The 19,601-nt window shown below is 57.7% G+C and carries 19 protein-coding genes; 11 read left to right on the top strand and 8 right to left on the bottom strand.

Annotated features, from left to right (window positions below; translation table 11 throughout):
• Positions 1–53 precede the first annotated feature (53 nt).
• Positions 54–1,709, bottom strand: coding sequence for a glucan biosynthesis protein D (locus tag LGL98_RS11250; RefSeq protein WP_136032634.1), 1,656 nt, complete (start codon positions 1,707–1,709; stop codon positions 54–56).
• A 440-nt stretch (positions 1,710–2,149) separates the two neighbouring features.
• Here LGL98_RS11250 and LGL98_RS11245 point away from each other — a divergent pair, with 440 nt between their 5' ends.
• Positions 2,150–3,238 (top strand): NAD(P)-dependent alcohol dehydrogenase, encoded by a 1,089-nt coding sequence (locus tag LGL98_RS11245; RefSeq protein ID WP_136032631.1) that lies wholly within the window; start codon positions 2,150–2,152, stop codon positions 3,236–3,238.
• Positions 3,239–3,291: 53 nt separating this feature from the next.
• On the opposite strand, the gene LGL98_RS11240 is transcribed toward LGL98_RS11245, so the two are convergent.
• Together LGL98_RS11240 and hglS are read right to left on the bottom strand one after the other, a co-directional pair.
• Positions 3,292–4,797, bottom strand: a complete 1,506-nt coding sequence (locus LGL98_RS11240; RefSeq protein ID WP_136032629.1) for a carboxylesterase/lipase family protein — start codon at positions 4,795–4,797, stop codon at positions 3,292–3,294.
• A gap of 41 nt (positions 4,798–4,838) precedes the next feature.
• A complete protein-coding gene (gene hglS / locus LGL98_RS11235) occupies positions 4,839–6,182 on the bottom strand; it encodes a 2-oxoadipate dioxygenase/decarboxylase HglS (protein WP_136032627.1) in 1,344 nt (447 codons plus the stop codon).
• Positions 6,183–6,421: 239 nt separating this feature from the next.
• Here hglS and pcaH point away from each other — a divergent pair, with 239 nt between their 5' ends.
• The 4 genes from pcaH to LGL98_RS11215 all read left to right on the top strand — a co-directional run bounded on the left by pcaH (position 6,422) and on the right by LGL98_RS11215 (position 11,550).
• Positions 6,422–7,162 carry a protocatechuate 3,4-dioxygenase subunit beta gene (gene pcaH / locus LGL98_RS11230; RefSeq protein ID WP_136032626.1) on the top strand — a complete coding sequence of 247 codons (741 nt, stop codon included), beginning with the start codon at positions 6,422–6,424 and terminating at the stop codon, positions 7,160–7,162.
• Positions 7,159–7,779 carry a protocatechuate 3,4-dioxygenase subunit alpha gene (gene pcaG / locus LGL98_RS11225; RefSeq protein WP_136032624.1) on the top strand — a complete coding sequence of 207 codons (621 nt, stop codon included), beginning with the start codon at positions 7,159–7,161 and terminating at the stop codon, positions 7,777–7,779. Before pcaH ends, pcaG begins: the two co-directional genes overlap by 4 nt.
• Before the next feature lie 178 nt (positions 7,780–7,957).
• Positions 7,958–8,881: a LysR substrate-binding domain-containing protein gene (locus LGL98_RS11220; protein ID WP_136032622.1), complete on the top strand. Its 924-nt coding sequence runs from the start codon at positions 7,958–7,960 to the stop codon at positions 8,879–8,881.
• A 296-nt stretch (positions 8,882–9,177) separates the two neighbouring features.
• A complete protein-coding gene (locus LGL98_RS11215; RefSeq protein ID WP_136032620.1) occupies positions 9,178–11,550 on the top strand; it encodes a glucose/quinate/shikimate family membrane-bound PQQ-dependent dehydrogenase in 2,373 nt (790 codons plus the stop codon).
• A gap of 69 nt (positions 11,551–11,619) precedes the next feature.
• Here LGL98_RS11215 and LGL98_RS11210 read toward each other — a convergent pair whose 3' ends face one another.
• From LGL98_RS11210 to cybB, 3 genes are all read right to left on the bottom strand, one after another.
• Positions 11,620–12,738 (bottom strand): S-(hydroxymethyl)glutathione dehydrogenase/class III alcohol dehydrogenase, encoded by a 1,119-nt coding sequence (locus LGL98_RS11210; RefSeq protein WP_136032619.1) that lies wholly within the window; start codon positions 12,736–12,738, stop codon positions 11,620–11,622.
• A 24-nt stretch (positions 12,739–12,762) separates the two neighbouring features.
• Positions 12,763–13,038, bottom strand: coding sequence for a metal/formaldehyde-sensitive transcriptional repressor (locus LGL98_RS11205; protein WP_136032617.1), 276 nt, complete (start codon positions 13,036–13,038; stop codon positions 12,763–12,765).
• Positions 13,039–13,143: 105 nt separating this feature from the next.
• The gene (gene cybB, locus LGL98_RS11200) at positions 13,144–13,671 is read right to left on the bottom strand and encodes a cytochrome b561 (RefSeq protein WP_136032615.1); all 528 of its coding nucleotides are present in this window, start codon (positions 13,669–13,671) and stop codon (positions 13,144–13,146) included.
• A gap of 255 nt (positions 13,672–13,926) precedes the next feature.
• Between cybB and LGL98_RS11195 the strand changes: the two genes are divergently transcribed.
• Positions 13,927–14,289, top strand: a complete 363-nt coding sequence (locus LGL98_RS11195; RefSeq protein ID WP_136032613.1) for an RND transporter — start codon at positions 13,927–13,929, stop codon at positions 14,287–14,289.
• Between the two features lie 9 nt (positions 14,290–14,298).
• On the opposite strand, the gene LGL98_RS11190 is transcribed toward LGL98_RS11195, so the two are convergent.
• The gene (locus LGL98_RS11190) at positions 14,299–14,484 is read right to left on the bottom strand and encodes a hypothetical protein (RefSeq protein WP_136032611.1); all 186 of its coding nucleotides are present in this window, start codon (positions 14,482–14,484) and stop codon (positions 14,299–14,301) included.
• A 220-nt stretch (positions 14,485–14,704) separates the two neighbouring features.
• On the opposite strand from LGL98_RS11190, the gene add reads away from it, so the two are divergent.
• Positions 14,705–15,706, top strand: a complete 1,002-nt coding sequence (gene add / locus LGL98_RS11185) for an adenosine deaminase (protein WP_136032609.1) — start codon at positions 14,705–14,707, stop codon at positions 15,704–15,706.
• A gap of 35 nt (positions 15,707–15,741) precedes the next feature.
• On the opposite strand, the gene LGL98_RS11180 is transcribed toward add, so the two are convergent.
• Positions 15,742–16,782, bottom strand: coding sequence for an oxidoreductase (locus LGL98_RS11180; RefSeq protein ID WP_136032607.1), 1,041 nt, complete (start codon positions 16,780–16,782; stop codon positions 15,742–15,744).
• 189 nt (positions 16,783–16,971) lie between these two features.
• On the opposite strand from LGL98_RS11180, the gene blr reads away from it, so the two are divergent.
• The 4 genes from blr (at position 16,972) to LGL98_RS11160 (ending at position 19,543) form a co-directional block, all read left to right on the top strand.
• Entirely contained in the window at positions 16,972–17,109 is a 138-nt protein-coding gene (gene blr / locus LGL98_RS11175) for a division septum protein Blr (RefSeq protein WP_136032605.1), read from the top strand.
• A 115-nt stretch (positions 17,110–17,224) separates the two neighbouring features.
• The gene (locus LGL98_RS11170) at positions 17,225–18,595 is read left to right on the top strand and encodes a GH1 family beta-glucosidase (protein WP_136032603.1); all 1,371 of its coding nucleotides are present in this window, start codon (positions 17,225–17,227) and stop codon (positions 18,593–18,595) included.
• Between the two features lie 216 nt (positions 18,596–18,811).
• Positions 18,812–19,027 (top strand): transcription modulator YdgT, encoded by a 216-nt coding sequence (gene ydgT, locus LGL98_RS11165; protein WP_004202843.1) that lies wholly within the window; start codon positions 18,812–18,814, stop codon positions 19,025–19,027.
• A gap of 75 nt (positions 19,028–19,102) precedes the next feature.
• A complete protein-coding gene (locus tag LGL98_RS11160) occupies positions 19,103–19,543 on the top strand; it encodes a DUF2569 domain-containing protein (RefSeq protein WP_136032601.1) in 441 nt (146 codons plus the stop codon).
• Positions 19,544–19,601: the final 58 nt, after the last annotated feature.

The raw sequence follows: 19,601 nt of genomic DNA, 5'->3' as shown, positions 1-19,601 counted from the left end.
AGCGCTCTCTTCAGGCCCGCAGGGACTGCCTGCGGGCGTCGGGTAACTCAGGGTTATTTCATGATCCGGTCGTCAACGTAGTTGCGTTTATCCGCTGCCGGTGGGAAGTACTGATAGAGCCATGTTTCGCTGATGGCGGCCCCCTGACAGCGCAGGAACAAACGCATCTCCACCGGGTCGGTCGAGTCGGAGGTTGGATACCAGTCAAAGAGGATCCGGTAGCCATCGAACGGCTCGACGTAGAGGATCTCTATCTGCTTCGCTTCCCCGCTGGAAAGCGTGATCACCGGTTCAATACCGCGCGGCGCGGCAGCCTTCAGATCGCCGCCGACAAAGTCGATGGCAAAACGGCGCGCCCACTTATCCGGATAGTGCTCGCCCGGCGCCCAGCCTTCCGGGAAGCCGCCCATCCCGGTGCGGGTGGCGAGAACCCGCGCCAGCGGGGTGCTCACCGGCGGCTGCGCGCTCCAGTAGAGACGGTAGCGGAAGTCCAGCTCGTCGCCGGCTTTCACCGCCTTTTCTGGTTGCCAGAAGCAGACGATATTATCCAGTGTCTCGCCGGTGGTCGGGATCTCCATCAGGCTGACCGCCCCTTTGCCCCACTGATTACGCGGTTCAACCCACAGGCTGGGGCGCTTGTTATACCACCCCATCACGTCCTGGTAGTGAGAAAAATCGCGGTCCAGCTGTAGCAGGCCGAAGCCGCGCGGGTTCTTATCCTGGAAGGCATTGAACTGCAGCTTCTGCGGGTTATTCAGCGGTCGGCAGACCCATTCGCCATTGCCCAGCCACATCGACAGCCGATCGGAGTCGTGGATCTGCGGGTGAATGGTATCGCACATCCGCCGCTCGTTGTTGCCGCAGCTGAACATACTGGTCATCGGGGCGATCCCCAGCTGTTTGATGTCCTTGCGGGCGTAGAGATGGTTCTCTACGTCCATAACGACCTGAGTATCCTGGCAGTGGATAGTGAACTTGTAAGCGCCGGTGATGCTCGGGCTGTCCAGAAGTGCATAAACGGTAAATACCGTCGCATCCCCTTTGACCGTTTCGAACCAGAAGGAGGTGAAATCGGGGAACTCTTCCGGTGAATCGGTAAAGGTATCCACCGCCAGCCCACGAGCCGACAGGCCGTACTGGTAGGTGCTGTCTACGGCGCGGAAGTAGCTGGCGCCGAGGAAGGCCACGATATCGCGGCGCGCCAGCTCAGGCGCTTTAAACACCCGGAATCCGGCGAAGCCGAGGTCAGACTGCCCTTCCAGCTGACGGGTATCCACCCCGGCGTCATTGTACTTAAACAGCTCAGGGCGGAAGTGGATCTCGCGCGCCTGTTGGGTATTGGCGTCTAAAGAGAACATCCGCACGCGGCGACGGAACCCCATCCCGACGTGGAAAAACTGGATGTCCAGTTTGCGTTCTTCGATATTGTTCCACAGCGAGTGGTTGGCATCGTACTGGATGCTGTTATAGGCCTGCGGGGTGAGGTTGGCCAGCGTCGGAGGCAGATCGCGCGGGGCGCCGCCCCATGGCTGGCGCGCCAGATCGTGGGCCATAGTCTGCAGTACGGTGTAATCGAAACGACGCGTTTGCCCGTCGGCAATGCCCGCGTCTTCGGCAAAAGCGGCCTGACTGAACAAGGAAGCGACTCCTGACGTTCCGCATACGGCGGCAACAGCCATGGAAGATTTAAGAAAACGTCTGCGGTTCATGCCTGAGAAAGCGTCCTTCTGCACGGGTGAATTGATACGCAACGCCACATCACGCTGCGTGATAAATTCCGCCCACTCTAGACAAAAACGATTAATAATCCAATTGTTGGCGGCAGAAAAAAGGGTAAAAAAGACCTGTCCAGCGGAACTGCCTGTATTTTTACTTTTCCCTACGAGTCTGAATAGGTCGCAGGCAACACACCCGCAGCTTGCCGCGCCGATTTATTGAGCGGATAGCTATTCTCTGTCGCTGAATATTTACCGCATCTATATCTCCCCGCCATGTGCTGTTTTTAGGCACAATTCGCGTAAATTTCCACCACGCCTGGTGCTAACTTTTTATGGATAACCGCGAAATTTCTTTAGGTTAGCGGCCAACATGGGAGCGCCGTCCGGGCGTTCCCTTCACACTCTCCAGGGAATTCATTCAGGAGTATGCTATGCAAGTAAAAGCAGCCGTCACGCTGGGCTATCAGCAGCCTTTCGTTATTAAAGACATCGAGGTCGCCCGGCCGGGCAAGGATGAGATATTGGTCAAAATCGCCGCCACCGGCGTGTGTCATACCGACGCAGTGATGCGCGACAACCCCGGGGTGGTGCCCATGCCGGCGATCCTCGGTCATGAAGGTGCCGGGGTTGTGGCCAGCATCGGAGAAGCGGTCACCGGCATTAAGGCAGGCGATCATGTGGTGCTCAGCTACGCCGCCTGTCATCATTGCGAAAATTGTTTAAGTAACCATCCTTCCGCCTGCGAAGACTTTAATCCACTTAACTTTGGCGGCCGCCGTGAGGATGGCACAACCCCTTATCGCCTGGGAGACCAGGATCTGTCCCTGTTTTTTGGCCAGTCGTCCTTCAGCCAGTATGTGGTGACCCGCGCAACCAATGCCATCGTGGTCGACCCGGAGGTTGATCTTACGCTACTCGGCCCGCTTGGCTGCGGGATCCAGACCGGCAGCGGGACGGTGCTTAACCGTCTGAAACCGGTCGTGGGGGAGTCACTTGTGGTGTTCGGCTGCGGCGCGGTGGGGCTCAGTGCGATCATGGCGGCGAAATTAACCGGCTGCTCGCAAATTATCGCGGTGGATATTCATGACAATCGCCTCGCCCTGGCCGGAGAACTGGGCGCCACGCATCAGATCAACGGCAAAGCACAAGATGCCGTTGCCCGCATCAAACAGATCACCGGTAAAGGGGCTCACTATGCGGTGGAAACCACCGGCGTGTCGGCCATCGTGCTTCAGGCCGTGCATGCGGTGAAACCGTTAGGCACGGTGGCGATTGTGGGCTTTACCGGCGATATCACCTTTAACGTGCAGAACGACCTGATGGCGGAAGGCAAATCGCTGGTCGGGGTGATTGAAGGCGATGCCGTTCCGGCCCTTTTCATTCCACTACTGGTTCAGCTTTATAAGCAGGGCAAATTCCCTATTGATAAGCTCATCCAGCGCTATCCGCTGGCCGAGATTAACCAGGCGTTTGCCGATTCAGCCTCCGGCAAGGTGATCAAGCCGGTAGTGGTCATGTGACATGACGCCGCCACCCGCCGGTGGCGGCGATAGTTTCCCGGCCATGACGACATTTAGTCCAGCGTCACGTGATGCTTCATCACCCGACGAAACAGCGCCAGCCGCGCGCGCATAAAGCGATTCTCCACTTTGAACCCGGCACGTTTATGTAACCCAATGCGCAACAGACGATCCCGTCCGCGCAAGCACGCCGGCCAACGCACCGCGCCGGAAAGCGCCTGCTCGCCGCTGGCGACGCGAGCAAACTGGGCCCAGTAGTCAGCGACCTGAGCGGCAAAGGCCAGATCCGCTGCGCTGGCGTACTGCCGGACGGGTTCTGTCAGCCGTAGGTTATCAAATACGTAAGGTACCTCGTTGCCATGCCAGGCGCCGTGCGGATAGGTGTCATGCTCCGCCTCCGCGACATAATCAAACCAGTAACGCCAGCACGGCTGGCCGACACGCTGTTGGGCCTGCATCACTACATAGCCAAGAGTGGTGAAGGCCATATCCCGGCAGACTTCCCGTCCCAACGCCGCGTCGCCTTTCACACCGGGATAGAGCAGTTTGATAAGCCCCAACCCCAGACGGCGCTCGCGGCGCAGCTTCTGGATCTGCCCGGCGATATCGACGCCAAACACCGCCATCACGCTGGCTTCATCGCTGTTGGAGCCGATCATCACCGGCATCGGGTGCTGGCGCCCGGCGAAAAAAGTCTCCAGCATCGGCTGCGGGAGGACCACGTCCCCGGCAATGGGAGCCGGGCCCGTATTCAGCGGCGCGGCGAGCGACCAGAACGCCTCCGCCGGGATCGCACGCAGCTGTTCCGCGCTGGCATTAGGCAAAGCGAAATGGTCCGCCAGCAGGCGGCCTTTCTCCAGCGCCCTCTCCCGCGGCAGGTCGGGTAACGTATACCCGCTCTGGATGATCGCTTTATGAAACAATCCCCTGGCTTTGGGCGAAGCCATCAGCGACAGTACACTGCGCGCCCCGGCGGATTCGCCAAACAGGGTGACGTTAGCGGCATCCCCGCCAAAGGCGTGGATATTGTCCTGAACCCACTGCAGGGCGGCAATCTGGTCGAGCAACGCGAAGTTGTACAGCCGTTCGCCTGCCTCTTCCTCCAGCGCCGGATGGGCAAAAAAGCCGAGGTGGCCCAGCCGGTAGTTAACCGTCACCACTACCACGTCGCGACTGGCAAGCGCTTTGCCATCGTAAGGCGGCAGGCTGCCGGCGCCGATGGTAAACCCGCCGCCGTGAAGCCAGACCATCACCGGCAGCGGCTGCGCGGCGCTGGCGGGGGCCCAGACGTTGAGGTATAAGCAGTCTTCACTGAAACGGCCGGGATCACCGCCGCCGAGTTCACGGCAATAGTCAATGTCCTGCCAGCTGGCAGCTGAAAAAGCGTCGGCCTGACGGACGCCCTGCCAGCGGGCGGGTGGCTGCGGGGCACGCCAGCGCAACGGACCAACCGGCGGCGCAGCGTATGGAATACCGCGCCAGATATAAATCCCCTGCTCTTCGCGCCCGGCCAGACTTCCCTGGCGGGTTTTCGCCAACGGTTTCGACGGATGTTGCATAACCTGCTCCCTGTAAGGCTGATGCCAGCAGGGTACTGATTTTACAGCAGACCGCAACGTCGTTTGCTGCGTTCCTCCGCCTGCCGGTACAGTTCAAACTCATCCTGTACCGGGCAGCCCAGCGCCGCTTCAAAGACCTCGCGGCTGGCATTCCCGTGGCTGCGCGCCTGAATTTCATTGCCCAGATTAGACTGAAAAATACCCGCCGCGCTGACCGGTAAAAAATCTTCATAAATAATCGGCTGGGCGACCACCCACCCGCGCTCAATCAGCGGTTGCGGATCGTCTCCCGGACGAAACGCCTGGCGATGGGCCTCGCCAGCGGGCGTCAGGCGGTAGCGAAACCAGGCCAGCCCCTGCTGACGCAGCAGAAATTCGCTGTCGGGAAATTCACGAAACACCTCCTGCAGATGCAGCTGGTGGCTGAGATTGTCTTTTCCGGTCCCTGCCGCCTGCAGCAGCCGGTCGTACAGCGCGCGTCCTTTTGGCGTTAGCGCAATGCCGCGCTGCTCAATTTCGCCAAAGCGGGCGCTGTGAGTGCCTCTGTGTTCGCCGGCGAACATTACCGGCTCCTCAAGCGCCTTAAAGCTGGTCTGCCGCAGGAGGATCGGGACCTCCCGCCGCGGTGGCCCTTCAATTAGCGCTTTGGGTTCAATACCGCACTCGGGCATCAGGGCCTGGGCGCGATCAATATCCAGCGTCCGCGGCGTGAGGTGATTGATATGGCATCCCGGGAAGCAGACCACATCGGCAATCAGGCGGTGCTCGCGATGCAAAGCATGGTAAGTCTCCTCATCGACGGTGGCATGCCGGTGCCAGCGAAAGGTTTCCAGCGCCTCCTGCACAAACTCGCGCGCGTCGGCAGAGGTGAATTCCCCCTCAGCTTCATGCTGCGCAATCAGTGCCAGGCAGCGGGGAGTAAAGATTTTGCGCCGCGCGAGGATGGTAGCGGCCCGCTCACGTAAGGCGCGATTTTCAATCAACTCCAGGCGCAGCAGCGAGGTGAAAACCCGAAACGGATTGCGCGCCAGCGCGGCATCGTCGATGGGGCGAAACGCCGTGGAATGAACCGGCACACCGGCCTGCGAGAGGTCGTAATAACTCACGGGATACATACCCATGATGGCAAACATGCGACGCAGCGTCGCCAGTTCCTCCGCCGTGCCCACGCGGATCGCGCCGTGGCGCTCCACGTTCAAGCGCGCCAGCTCGTCAGCATTGGCCAGTTGTTCATGCAGCTGCGGATTATTTTCCAGTACCGCCAGGTTGACGTCAGCCACCAGCTCCAGCAGCGCCCCGTACTGCGGAACTTCCTGCTGGTACATGGCCGACATGGCCTGCGAAAAGTGCTCCCGAATCTCATCAGCCGTGATGGTGTTCGCCATGATGTGTTACCTCCAGTGAATACTTCCTGGAGTGTAGGAAAGCTGCCTCCCGGCGGGGGGAAGAATTTACAAACTGTGATGGCGATAACCTGCTTCCGGCCCCAGGTATTGCTCAAAACATAACCCATGGTTATGAAAAACACCCGGTAATTTCACTTTAAATTAACAATGCATTTACACACACTGTTTTTGGCGACATTACAACAACATGCCCCTCTACCGTCTATACGGAGTACCCGATGAACGATAAATGGTCCCCACGCGAGGTTATCCATCGCGACTACAGTAGTCATCCGCCCGCTTACGCGCCGGGCTATAAAACCAGCGTCCTGCGCTCCCCGAAAAACGCCCTGATCTCCCTGCAGAACTCATTGTCAGAGATCACCGGGCCGGTATTCAGCCACGACGACTTGGGCCCTCTGGATAACGATCTTATCCTTAACTACGCCAAAGAGGGCTTGCCGATTGGTGAACGAATCATTGTCCACGGCTATGTTCGCGACGGCTTTGGCCGACCGATGAAAAATACGCTGGTGGAAGTCTGGCAGGCGAATGCCGGCGGCCGCTACCGACATAAAAAAGATCAGTATCTGGCCCCGATTGACCCGAACTTCGGTGGCTGCGGCCGGGTGCTTACCGATGAAAACGGCTATTACTGTTTTCGCACTATCAAGCCCGGCCCTTACCCGTGGCGCAACCAGGCCAGCGACTGGCGTCCGGCGCATATCCATTTTTCTCTGTCAGGCGAGGCCTGGGCGCAGCGCCTTATCACCCAGATGTACTTTGAAGGCGACCCGCTGATTAAACAGTGCCCGATCGTCCGAACCATTAATAATGACGACGCCGTGCGCACGCTGATCGCCGAGCTGGACATGCACGCCGCCGTGCCGCTGGATTGTCTGGCCTACCGCTTCGACCTTGTTCTGCGCGGCCACCGCGCCACGCTGTTTGAAAATCGCACTCAGGGGGCCGCCCGATGAAAGAGTATCTGCCTGAAACCGCCTCGCAGACGGCGGGACCTTATGTCCATATCGGTCTGGCGCCGGACGCCGCGGGTTTTCATATTTTTGAGAAAAACTTTGGCCCGGTCCTCGCTACCGCCGATACCGCCGGGGAGCGGATTACCATTGAAGGCCGGGTTATCGACGGCTCCGGGACGCCGGTCCGCGATGTGCTGCTGGAGATCTGGCAGGCCAACGCCGCGGGTCGCTATAACCATCCTGACGATCGTCAACAGCAGAAAGCCGTCGACCCGGCCTTTCGCGGCTGGGGGCGTACCTGCTCTGATTTCACCTCCGGCATCTGGCGCTTTGAAACCATTAAGCCAGGCCCGGTGGTCGGCCGCGATGGCCGGCTGATGGCGCCGCACGTCAACTTATGGGTCGTCGCGCGGGGGATCAACATCGGACTGAACACCCGGATGTACTTTGCCGATGAACACGAGGCCAACGCCAGCGACCCGGTGCTAAATCTCATCGAATGGGAGGTGAGACGCAAAACGTTGATCGCCGACCGTGAGATCCGCGGAGCCGAAGTGGTCTATCGTTTCGACATTCATCTGCAGGGCGAGAACGAAACCGTCTTTTTCGATATTTAGCCGCCGTGATAACCACCGCCTTCGCCCCGTCTCTGCGGGGCGAAGGCGTTTTGAAACCCCAGGGAAAGATCTTGTCATGTCACCAGGTCAAATGTTAATAATATTTTGCTATCTGGTTATCAAATTTAAACAAGGCCGCTTGTCTCTTTCACCGCTGTGTTTTTAACATCATCTTACTATGGAAAAAAATGGTCTTTTCAGTCAGCGCATTCGATTGCGCCATCTACACACCTTCGTGGCCGTCGCTCAACAGGGAACGCTGGGGCGCGCGGCTGAAACATTAAATCTGAGCCAGCCAGCACTTTCGAAAACGCTCAACGAATTAGAACAGTTGACCGGTACCCGGCTGTTTGAACGAGGCCGCCTGGGGGCACAATTGACCCTGGTTGGGGAACAGTTTCTGACGCATGCCGTTAAGGTGCTTGATGCTCTTAACTCTGCCGGCCAGGCGCTGAACCGCAAAGAGGGTCTGAATAACGACATCGTGCGCATCGGCGCGCTGCCCACCGCCGCGCTGGGTATCCTGCCGACGGTGATCGGCCAGTTCCACAAGCAGCAAAAAGATATCACGCTGCAGGTCGCCACTATGAACAACACCATGCTGCTTGCCGGATTAAAATCCGGGGAGATCGATATCGGCATTGGACGTATGTCCGACCCGGAGTTGATGAGCGGGCTGCATTACGAACTGCTGTTCCTTGAATCCCTGAAGCTGGTGGTTCGCCCGGGACATCCCCTGCTTCAGGAGACGGTTACCCTCAGCCGGGTAATGGACTGGCCAGTGGTGGTCTCACCGAAGGGGACTGTGCCGCGGCAAAATGCTGAAGCGCTCCTGCAGAGTCAGGGCTGTAAGATACCCGCCGGCTGCATCGAGACCCTGTCCGCCTCTCTGTCACGGCAGTTGACGGTCGATTTTGACTATGTCTGGTTCGTGCCTTCCGGGGCGGTGAAAGACGATCTTCGCCGGGGCGTACTGACCGCCCTGCCAATCGCCACCCAGGGCGCCGGGGAGCCCATCGGCATTCTGACCCGCGTCGATGCGACGCTAACCCCGGGTACGCAAACGCTGCTCAGCGCCATCCGTAAATCCATGCCAGCCTGATCCTCTTCTCCCCGGCCCGTAGCGGCCGGGAGCCAGAATACACTCCGACTCCGCCCCCGCTAAGCGAAACACATTCAGCATAATAATCATTTAGTGCGAAATTATTTATTAACATTTGCGCAAATTTATTTAACAGATCTATCATACCGTGATTTCACCAAATGGTTCACTCGAAATCAGATCTGGCAATAAATACGCATTTACGAAGGTGCAAGCCACTTCATTCATAAATGAAATAATTAGAATGTGTTTCATTTGGTTCGTCCTGAGGTGGTAGGTGTGGTTAAGGAGATTACATGGCAACTGGCAACGCGCCGCGCGGATTCCCCCGGATCCTGCAGTGGCTTCTCGCCGGACTGATGCTCATCATCGGTCTGGCTATCGGTATTCTTGGGGTAAAACTGGCTACCGTCGGCGGCACGCTGTACTTCGCACTGATGGGCTTGGTGATGGTCATCGCCGCAGTGCTGATTTTCCGTCACCGCCGCGGCGGCATTGTATTGTACGCCGTGGCGTTTATCGCCTCGGTGATCTGGGCGATTAGCGACGCTGGCTGGAACTTCTGGCCGCTCTTCTCGCGCCTGTTTGCGCTCGGCGTGCTGGCTTTTCTCTCCGCCCTGGTGTGGCCTTTCCTCGCCAACCCGCCGGCGAAAAAAGGCCCGGCTTTTACCATCGCCGCCATTTTTGCCGTGGCGCTGGCGGTAAGCTTTGGCTGGATGTTCAAACCCGAACCGCTGGTTAGCGCCACTGAAGCGGTACCGGTGAAGCCCGTCGCACCAGGCGAACAGCAGAAAAACTGGGCGCACTGGGGTAACACCACCCATGGCGACCGTTTCGCCGCCCTGGACCAAATCAACAAGCAAAACGTCAACCAGCTGCAGGTGGCCTGGGTCGCGCATACTGGCGATATCCCGCAGAGCAATGGTTCCGGCGCGGAGGATCAAAATACGCCGCTGCAGATTGGCGATACCCTCTACGTCTGTACCCCGTACAGCAAAGTGCTGGCGCTGGATGTGGACAGCGGGAAAGAGAAATGGCGCTACGACTCGAAATCTTCTTCGCCTAACTGGCAGCGCTGCCGCGGCTTAGGCTATTACGAAGATAGCCAGGCGCAAACCACGTCAGCGTCAGGCTCGCAGCCGGCCGCCTGTTCCCGTCGTCTGTTCCTGCCGACTATCGACGCCCGCCTGATCGCCATTGATGCCGACACCGGGAAACTGTGTGAGAGCTTCGGCGATCGCGGTATTGTCGACCTCAGCGTCGGCATGGGGGAAGTCAAAGCAGGCTACTATCAGCAGACCTCTACCCCGCTGGTGGCAGGCAATGTGGTGGTGGTGGGTGGCCGCGTCGCGGATAACTACTCTACCGGCGAACCGCCTGGGGTGGTCCGTGCGTTTGACGTCCACACTGGCAAACTGGCGTGGGCGTGGGATCCGGGCAATCCAGCGCTGACCGGCGTACCGCCGGAAGGCCAGACCTATACGCGCGGCACACCAAACGTCTGGTCGGCGATGTCCTACGACGCAAAGCTGAACCTGATCTATCTGCCAACCGGCAACGCCACGCCAGATTTCTTTGGCGGCGAACGTACCGCGCTGGACGATAAATACAGCTCCTCTATCGTTGCTGTGGATGCCACCACCGGTCAGGTGCGCTGGCACTTCCAGACCACGCACCACGACCTGTGGGATTTTGACCTGCCGTCTCAGCCGCTGCTGTACGATCTGCCTGATGGCAAGGGCGGCACCACGCCGGTGCTGGTGCAGACCAGCAAGCAGGGCATGATCTTTATGCTCAACCGCGAGACCGGCGAGCCGGTGGCGAAAGTGGAAGAGCGTCCGGTACCGGCGGGCAACGTCAAGGGTGAACGCTACTCACCGACGCAGCCTTACTCCGTGGGGATGCCGATGATCGGCAACCAGACGCTGACCGAGTCCGATATGTGGGGAGCGACACCGATCGATCTGCTGCTGTGCCGTATCCAGTTCAAAGAGATGCGCCATCAGGGCGTCTTTACCCCACCAGGTGAAGACCGCTCCCTGCAGTTCCCTGGCTCGCTCGGCGGCATGAACTGGGGCAGCGTTTCGGTGGATCCGAACAACAGCCTGATGTTCGTCAACGATATGCGCCTGGGCCTCGCCAACTACATGGTGCCACGCGCGAAGGTGGCGAAAGATGCCAGCGGGATCGAGATGGGCATTGTGCCGATGGAAGGCACGCCGTTTGGCGCGATGCGCGAACGTTTCCTGTCGCCGCTGGGCATTCCGTGCCAGAAACCGCCGTTCGGCACCATGTCCGCGGTGGATCTGAAAACCGGGAAACTGGTGTGGCAGGTACCGGTTGGTACCGTAGAAGATACCGGGCCGCTGGGGATCCGTATGCATATGCCAATTCCGATCGGCATGCCGACCCTTGGCGCATCGCTGTCCACGCAGTCCGGACTGCTGTTCTTTGCCGGTACCCAGGATTTCTATCTGCGCGCCTTTGATACCGCGAACGGCAAAGAGATCTGGAAATCGCGTCTGCCGGTCGGCAGCCAGTCCGGCCCAATGACCTACGTCTCACCGAAAACCGGTAAGCAGTACATCATTATCAATGCCGGCGGCGCCCGTCAGTCTCCGGATCGCGGCGATTACATCATCGCCTACGCGCTCCCTGACCATCATTGATCGACATAAACAAAAGGGCCCATCCGGGCCCTTTTTTTATGGGTGACGATATGCCTTCAGCATCGGCGATTACTGGTCGACAAAATGGATGACGGTACGAATCGATTTCCCTTCATGCATCAGATCGAAGGCCTCGTTAATCTGCTCCAGCGGCAGACGATGGGTAATAAACGGGTCGAGGCGAATTTTACCGGCCATCGCATCCTCCACCATTCCCGGCAGCTGACTGCGTCCTTTCACGCCGCCAAAGGCGGAACCGCGCCACACACGGCCGGTAACCAGCTGGAACGGACGGGTCTTGATCTCCTGCCCAGCCCCTGCGACGCCGATGATGACGCTCTCACCCCAGCCTTTATGGCAGCACTCCAGCGCCGCGCGCATCACATTCACATTGCCGATGCACTCGAAGCTGAAATCCACCCCGCCATCGGTCAGCTCGACAATCACATCCTGAATCGGCTTATCGTAGTCGTTCGGGTTGATAAAGTCGGTTGCGCCCATCTCTTTTGCCAGGGTGAACTTATCCGGGTTGGTATCGACCGCCAGAATACGCCCGGCCTGCGCCTGCACCGCGCCCTGGATCACCGCCAGACCAATGCCGCCCAGACCAAAGACCGCGACGCTATCCCCGGCCTTGACCTTCGCCGTGTTGTGCACCGCGCCGATACCGGTGGTCACGCCGCAGCCCAGCAGGCACACTTTATCCAGCGGCGCCTGCGGATTCACTTTCGCCAGCGAGATCTCAGCGCAAACCGTATATTCACTGAAGGTGCTGGTGCCCATGTAGTGATAGATCGGTTCGCCGTTGTACGAGAAACGGGTGGTGCCGTCCGGCATCAGCCCTTTGCCCTGGGTGGCGCGCACCGCCTGACAGAGGTTGGTTTTACCCGACTTACAGAACTTGCACTCACCGCATTCCGCAGTATACAGCGGGATCACGTGGTCCCCCGGCTTAAGGCTGGTGACGCCCTCGCCTACTTCCACGACCACGCCGCCGCCTTCATGGCCCAGCACCGCCGGGAAGACCCCTTCCGGATCGTCGCCGGAGAGGGTAAAGGCATCGGTGTGGCACACCCCGGTGTGGGTGATTTTCACCAGAACTTCGCCTTTCTTCGGCGGCGCGACGTCAATCTCAACGATTTTTAACGGCTGGCCGGGGCCAAAGGCAACTGCTGCGCGTGATTTCATAACTGTCTCTTCCTCGTCGTGATGTTATTTTAAATAGGATCGTAGCAGATGACCGACCTCTGCCATTCTCGCGGCCCGCTGGTCCGGGGTGGTTTCGCCGCTAACCAGCTCGTCCTGCAGGTGCATCTCCACCATTTCGCCCATCAGGCCATTTGCCGCCCCGCGAATCGAGGCAATCTGCTGCAGGATTGTCATGCAGGGTTCGCCAGACTCCAGCGCGCGCTCGAGGGCTTCGACCTGGCCGCGGATGCGCCGTACGCGACTGAGCGCCCGTTTTTTATCTTCAGGTGAATGTGGCACGATTACGCCTCCGTATCATATAGGGGGGTATACTATATTTTATTACCCATAAAGGCAAAAAAAACCCCGTCGCGGGACGGGGTTAGGCAAAACGGTAACGATCATTTAGCGCTTACGGGGCATCATCCGCAGCAGAGTATTATCCTTCCACCAGTAATGATGGGCCAGCGCGGCGAGAGCATGCAGGCCAATCACAAAGTACCCGGCGTTGGCTAACCATTCATGGATCGCCTTCAGGGTATCCACCCGCTCAAAATCGCTCTGTGGCGCATACGGCATGGTCAGGCCAAAGGCGTACCAGGGATTTCCGCGCCAGTACATCATCACCATGCCGATCAGCGGCAAGGCAATAAACAGCAGATAGATAACCAGATGGCCGAGATGGGCAAAACCGGTCATCATCGGCGATGGTTTCGGCACGATCGGCGGCGCTGGCGACTTCAGCCGCACCAGCAAACGCACCACCATCAGCACGCAGATGGCGATCCCGCAGGAAACATGAATCATATTAATCAGCGGCCGGTCGCTACGGGGGAAAAATCCGCGTAGCTCCATTGCCGCATAAGCCACCACCACCAGCAAAAAGACCAGCCAGTGAATGCCTATCTGCAGGCCCGAATATTTATCGCGCATGGAATATCCTTAATGGAAAGTCTGATGCAGCCAACATAGCCGCCTTGCCTTAAATTTTCATTAACCTTTACGTTGAATTAACAATTAATTACCTCCTGATGCGGGCCTACGCGGCGTGCCTTAAACAGACAGAGATTGCCGGCAACGGATTCCCCATCGGTCATTACAAAATTAAACAGTTTTGTCACCTGCCGCTACGTTGCGCCTTCTATAGTGGAAAAGATCTGTCGGGCCACACTGCGCAGGAAGATGAAAATGAAGAAAATCGGCTTATCGTTATTGCTACTGACCACGCTGACCAGCCCGGCTTTTGCCGCAGACTGTCAGCCAAATGGCATTGGCGGCTTGTTTTGCATTAACGATGACGGCACGACTACCGACACGGTGCCTAATGAAGTGAATGGCATGGATACGTACTCGAATAATGGCGGGTATACTACCTCCCTGCCCGATCGGTCAGGGGCAGATGAAGCACTGGAAGGTTCATCGCTGTCGACGCAGCCAGGCGTCGGCAGCGGCCAGAGCGACAGCGCGCTGGCGGGTCGTGACTGGCATTCACCGTCCAATCTGAATGATGGCGCCGCCACCTCCAGCATGAGCCTGCTGGATAAACCCTGAGAAGGAGCGCTAAGCAAAGCTCCAGCCTGCGGCGCCGATGGCCACAGCGAACAGCAGACAAGCCAGCGCCGTTTTGCGTAACAGCATGGTATAGAATGAAATCGCGACGCCAATAAAGACCACAATCAGAATGGGCCACATGCTTAATAACATCAGCAGAAAACCCGTAATATTGTTATGGATTACGCTCTCCACATCCGCATCCTTGCCTCATCGTCGATAAAGTAAGCAGAATTTAATATGTTACATGAATACATTCAAATAAAAAATAAATGTAAATAATTATGCACCACCTACAGCGGCGGCGGTCGCCCCTGGCGCAGGCTTTTGCATCCGTTGCCTTTTTCAATCGTTTTAAAGCGTTTGGCATCTGATGTATAATGACGTGCACTTTAACTAAAAAAAGAGTGCGACCATGATTGATTCTTCATTGCCATTAACCGACATTCACCGCCACCTTGACGGTAACATCCGGGCCCAAACCATCCTCGATCTTGGCCGCGAGTTTAATATTGCCCTTCCCGCTACCACCCTTGAATCGCTGCGTCCCCACGTCCAGGTCACCAGCCTCGAACCGGATCTGGTCAGTTTTCTCGCCAAGCTCGACTGGGGGGTAAAAGTGCTGGCCTCGCTGGAAGCTTGTCGCCGTGTGGCGTACGAAAACGTGGAAGACGCCGCGCGCAATGGCCTGCACTATGTAGAGCTGCGCTTCTCTCCCCGCTATATGGCGATGACCCACCAGCTACCGGTCGACGGGGTGGTAGAGGCAGTGATCGCTGGCGTACGTGAAGGGAGCCGCGATTTTCAGGTCGACGCCCGCCTGATCGGCATTCTGAGCCGCACCTTCGGCGAAGCGGCCTGTCAGGAGGAGCTGGCGGCGCTGCTTGCCCACCGCGAGGGCATCACCGCCCTGGATCTGGCCGGCGACGAGCTGGGCTTCCCGGGAGCGCTGTTCCTCAATCATTTTAATCAGGCCCGCGACGCTGGCTGGCATATTACCGTCCACGCTGGCGAAGCGGCTGGCCCGGAAAGTATCTGGCAGGCCATCCGCGAGCTGGGCGCCGAGCGTATCGGTCATGGGGTGAAAGCGGTACAGGAGCCGGCCCTGATGGACTACCTCGCCGAGCACCGCATCGGGATTGAATCGTGCCTGACCTCGAATGTGCAAACCAGCACCGTGGCCTCCCTGGCCCAGCACCCGCTAAAGCAGTTCCTTGAACACGGCGTGCTGGCGAGCCTCAATACTGACGATCCGGCGGTCCAGGGGATCGACATTATCCACGAATACACCGTGGCGGCGCCGGCGGCGGGCCTGAGCCGGGAGCAGATCCGCCAGGCGCAGATCAACGGTCTGGCCCAGGCGTTCCTCAGCGAACAGGAAAAAGCCGCGCTCATTCAGCGGGTAGCCAAAGGCTGATAACCGGCCCGGCAGCCACGCTGCCGGGATCAACCTCACACCAGGCTTAGCGTGGCGCGATGTCTGGCCGACTCGATACCCAGCTCAAGCAGGGTCATTATCTGAATCGCCTCGCTGGCCGGGACCGGGTTTTCCCCCACCCCGTTGAGCGCATCGCGGATGGCAGCATAGTAAGCAGGATAATTGCCCGGCAGCGTCAGCCATGTCTCCTCGCTACGTTCGTCGCCTTCGGCGCGGGTTAGCGTACCGTCGCGCATATCATATCCCCAGTCCTCCTGCGGCAAACGCTCGCCATTTTTCAGCCGCTCCTCCTGCGGGTCGAGACCGTACTTGATAAAGCTGGCCCGCGAGCCGTGGACGATAAAGCGCGCGCTCTCGGCGGCGGCGAGCAATGTGCCGTGCAGCACCACCCGCCGCTGAGGATAGGCCAGCACGGCGTGGAAATAGTCAGTGGATTGCACGCCGGGCCGCAGCTGAGCGAGATCCACGGTAATGCTTACCGGTAAGCCAAACAACACCACCGCCTGGTCGAGCAGATGTGGCCCCAGGTCATACCAAATTCCGCTCCCAGGGCCCGCCTGCTCCCGCCAGCGCTGGCGCACCTGCGGCCGGAAGCGGTCGAAATGCGACTCGAAGTAACACACTTCCCCCAGCTGACCTTCGTTAATCAGCGACCTGACTGTTAAGAAGTCACTGTCCCAGCGGCGGTTATGAAACACCGACAGCACCCGACCGCAGTGCTTCGCCAGGCTCTCCAGCTCACGAGCTTGTGACAGTGTCACGGTAAAAGGTTTATCCACTATCGCATGCTTCCCGGCCTCCAGCGCCGCTTTGGCCAGCGGGAAATGGGTATCATTCGGGGTGGCGATGACCACCAGGTCAATGTCAGGATCGTTAAGCAGCTCACCCACCTGACTTATCACCTTTATGCCCGGCCAGTCCGCATGAACTTTGTCGGCGTCGCGGCTGGAGACTGCCGCCAGCACCATGCCCGGCGTGCCACTGATTAACGGCGCGTGAAACGTTTTACTGGCGTAGCCGTAGCCTATTAGCCCTACCCGGATCGCGTCACTCATGTTACCGCCTCACTCTTGTACTGATGTCAGTAACAGGTTAATGAGAATAAACTTGCAAATAATGAGCAAGATTTATCATTTTCTAACCTGCGCTCTTCCTGCACGCTTGCAAAATCAGACAGATACCCCTTGTGATCCGCTGACCATGGAGTAACATTTCACGCTGTGTTCAAAGGATATTGAAGTATTATGACAACTGTTTTTACCCGTATTGTAGAACTTATTGGCTGGATTGTTTTTGGTATTTCCGCACTGCTTTTGGTTATCGCGCACCATATTGATAACTACCAGACTCCCCCGCCTGTGGATGTGGTGAAGACTAAGTAGTACTGCTCGGAAAGAGTGACCCGCTTCGCAACTGTGCAACCGGTTTCAGAAACCGGTTGCACATACAGCACGCCTTTTATTACACTCCCTCTATCATCAGACAGGGAGCTTTTTCATGGCCGCTTTTCCGCACAATTTCTTATGGGGTGCCGCAACCGCAGCGTATCAGGTTGAGGGAGGACACGACGCTGACGGTAAAGGACCGTCAATCTGGGATATCTACTCTCATCTGCCGGGCACCACTTTTGAAGGCACCACCGGCGATGTCGCCGTCGATCACTATCATCGCTTTCGTGAAGATGTGGCGTTAATGGCCGAAATGGGCCTGCAAAGCTACCGTTTTTCCATCTCCTGGCCTCGACTGTTGCCCACCGGACGTGGCGAAGTTAATGAAGCGGGAGTGCAGTTTTACAGCGATTTGATTGATGAACTGCTGGCACACAATATTGAACCGATGATCACCCTCTATCACTGGGATCTGCCGCAGGCCCTGCAGGATGAGGGAGGCTGGGAGGCGCGCAGTACCGCCGAGGCCTTCGCTGAATACGCCCGCCTGTGCTACGCGCGCTTTGGTTCACGGGTGAAACTGTGGGCCACCTTTAACGAGACCATTGTGTTTATCGGCCACGGCTACATAAACGGCCTGCATCCACCGGCTGTCCGCGATCCGGCACGCGCTATTCAAGCCTGTCATCATGTGTTTATCGCCCATGCGCTGGCGGTGAAGGCCTTTCGCGAGATGGCCGTGGCGGGCGAGATTGGCTTCGTCAATGTGCTACAGCCGCATACCCCACTCACCGACAGCGAGGCGGACATAAAGGCCACTGAACTGGCTGACGCCATCCATACCCACTGGCTGTACGATCCGGTACTGAAAGGCACCTATCCTGCCGAACTGCTGGCGCAGACCCAGGCCCTGTGGGGCGTACCGCGCTTTGCCCCGGGCGACGACGCGCTGCTCCGTGACAATCGCTGCGACTTTATTGGTTTGAACTACTATCGTCGGGAAACGGTATCCGCGCAGCCGCCCGAAGTCGCCACCGGCGGCGAGCCTGGCGTAGAAGGTTTGTTTTATTTCGTACGTAATCCACAGAGCACCTATACCGAATGGGGTTGGGAAATCTGGCCGCAAGGGCTAACCGACGGCATTATGATGATCAAGGAGCGCTATGGTGATATCCCTATCTATATCACCGAGAATGGCCTGGGAGCAAAAGACCCGATTATTGCGGGTGAAGTGGCCGATGACCCGCGAATCGACTACCTGAGCAGCCATATCGGCGCTCTGGAAAAGGCACTGGCGCTGGGAGCAGATGTGCGTGGATACTATCCGTGGTCGTTTATCGATCTGCTGAGCTGGCTCAACGGTTATCAAAAGCAATACGGTTTTGTCTATGTCGATCACCAGCAAAATCTGGCGCGGAAACGAAAGAAGAGCTTTTATTGGTACAAATCTGTTATTGCCAGTCACGGCGAACAACGTTAATCTTCTCCTGCGGGCGCCATTCGGCGCCCGGTCTGGTTTTAGAATATTCTTACACTTCTCCTTACTCTTCAAGGCTGGCTTTGCCCCTTGTCATGGGTTTATATAACCTGAATCACTCCATGCGGCCCCAGCAGAAGGCGCCAATGGTTGAGAGTAGGTTTAGTGAATGCTGATAATATTCAATGTAATTATTCCGATTATAAAATGGATACGAAAATGACCGTTCTGGACTATTTATTAAAATTCCGCAAAATCAGTTCGCTGGAAAGTCTTGAAAAACTATTTGATCACCTTAACTACTCCCTGACCGACACTGAAGAGATCGTGAATATGTATCGTGCGGCCGACCACCGCCGGGCTGAGCTGGTTTCTGGCGGTAAATTGTTCGATGTGGGCCAGGTGCCGAAATCCGTTTGGCGATTCGTGCAGTAAGACTGTCATCCTTCACGCCAGTTGCTTATACTTCCCGGCCTGCTTTTACTCACTGGCGTTGAATAGGGGAGAAACATGACGTCTCAATCTGCGGAACGCATCGGCGGATGGCTGCTGGCACCGCTGGCCTGGCTGCTGGTGGCGCTATTGAGCGCTTCGTTATCGCTACTGTTTTTTGCCAATGCCCTCATGTCGCCGCAGACCTGGGCCCTGCTGCACGCGATGAGCGCCGGACACCTGGCGCTGTGGGTCGCCTCGCTGTTGTTTGCCCTGGCCATGTGGTATTACACGCTCTGGCTGACCATTGCGTTTTTCAAGCGACGCGCGGTAGTGCCGAAACACTATATTATCTGGCTGCTGATTACTCTGCTGCTGGCGATTAAGGCTTTTGCCTTTTCTCCCGTTTCAGATGTACTTGCCCTGCGTCAGCTGCTGTTTCCGCTGCTGGCTGCCGCGCTGCTGGCACCCTATTTTCGCCGTTCCCAGCGGGTGAAACGGACATTTGTTAATCCGTAATAACCCCACACTTAACCTGTTGTCGCCGGTATCGATTTATTCGATAATAAACGGCTTT

It is taken from the genome of Klebsiella africana, assembly GCF_020526085.1.
Taxonomy (GTDB): Bacteria; Pseudomonadota; Gammaproteobacteria; order Enterobacterales; family Enterobacteriaceae; genus Klebsiella; species Klebsiella africana.
This window is presented reverse-complemented; position numbering and strand designations above follow the sequence as displayed.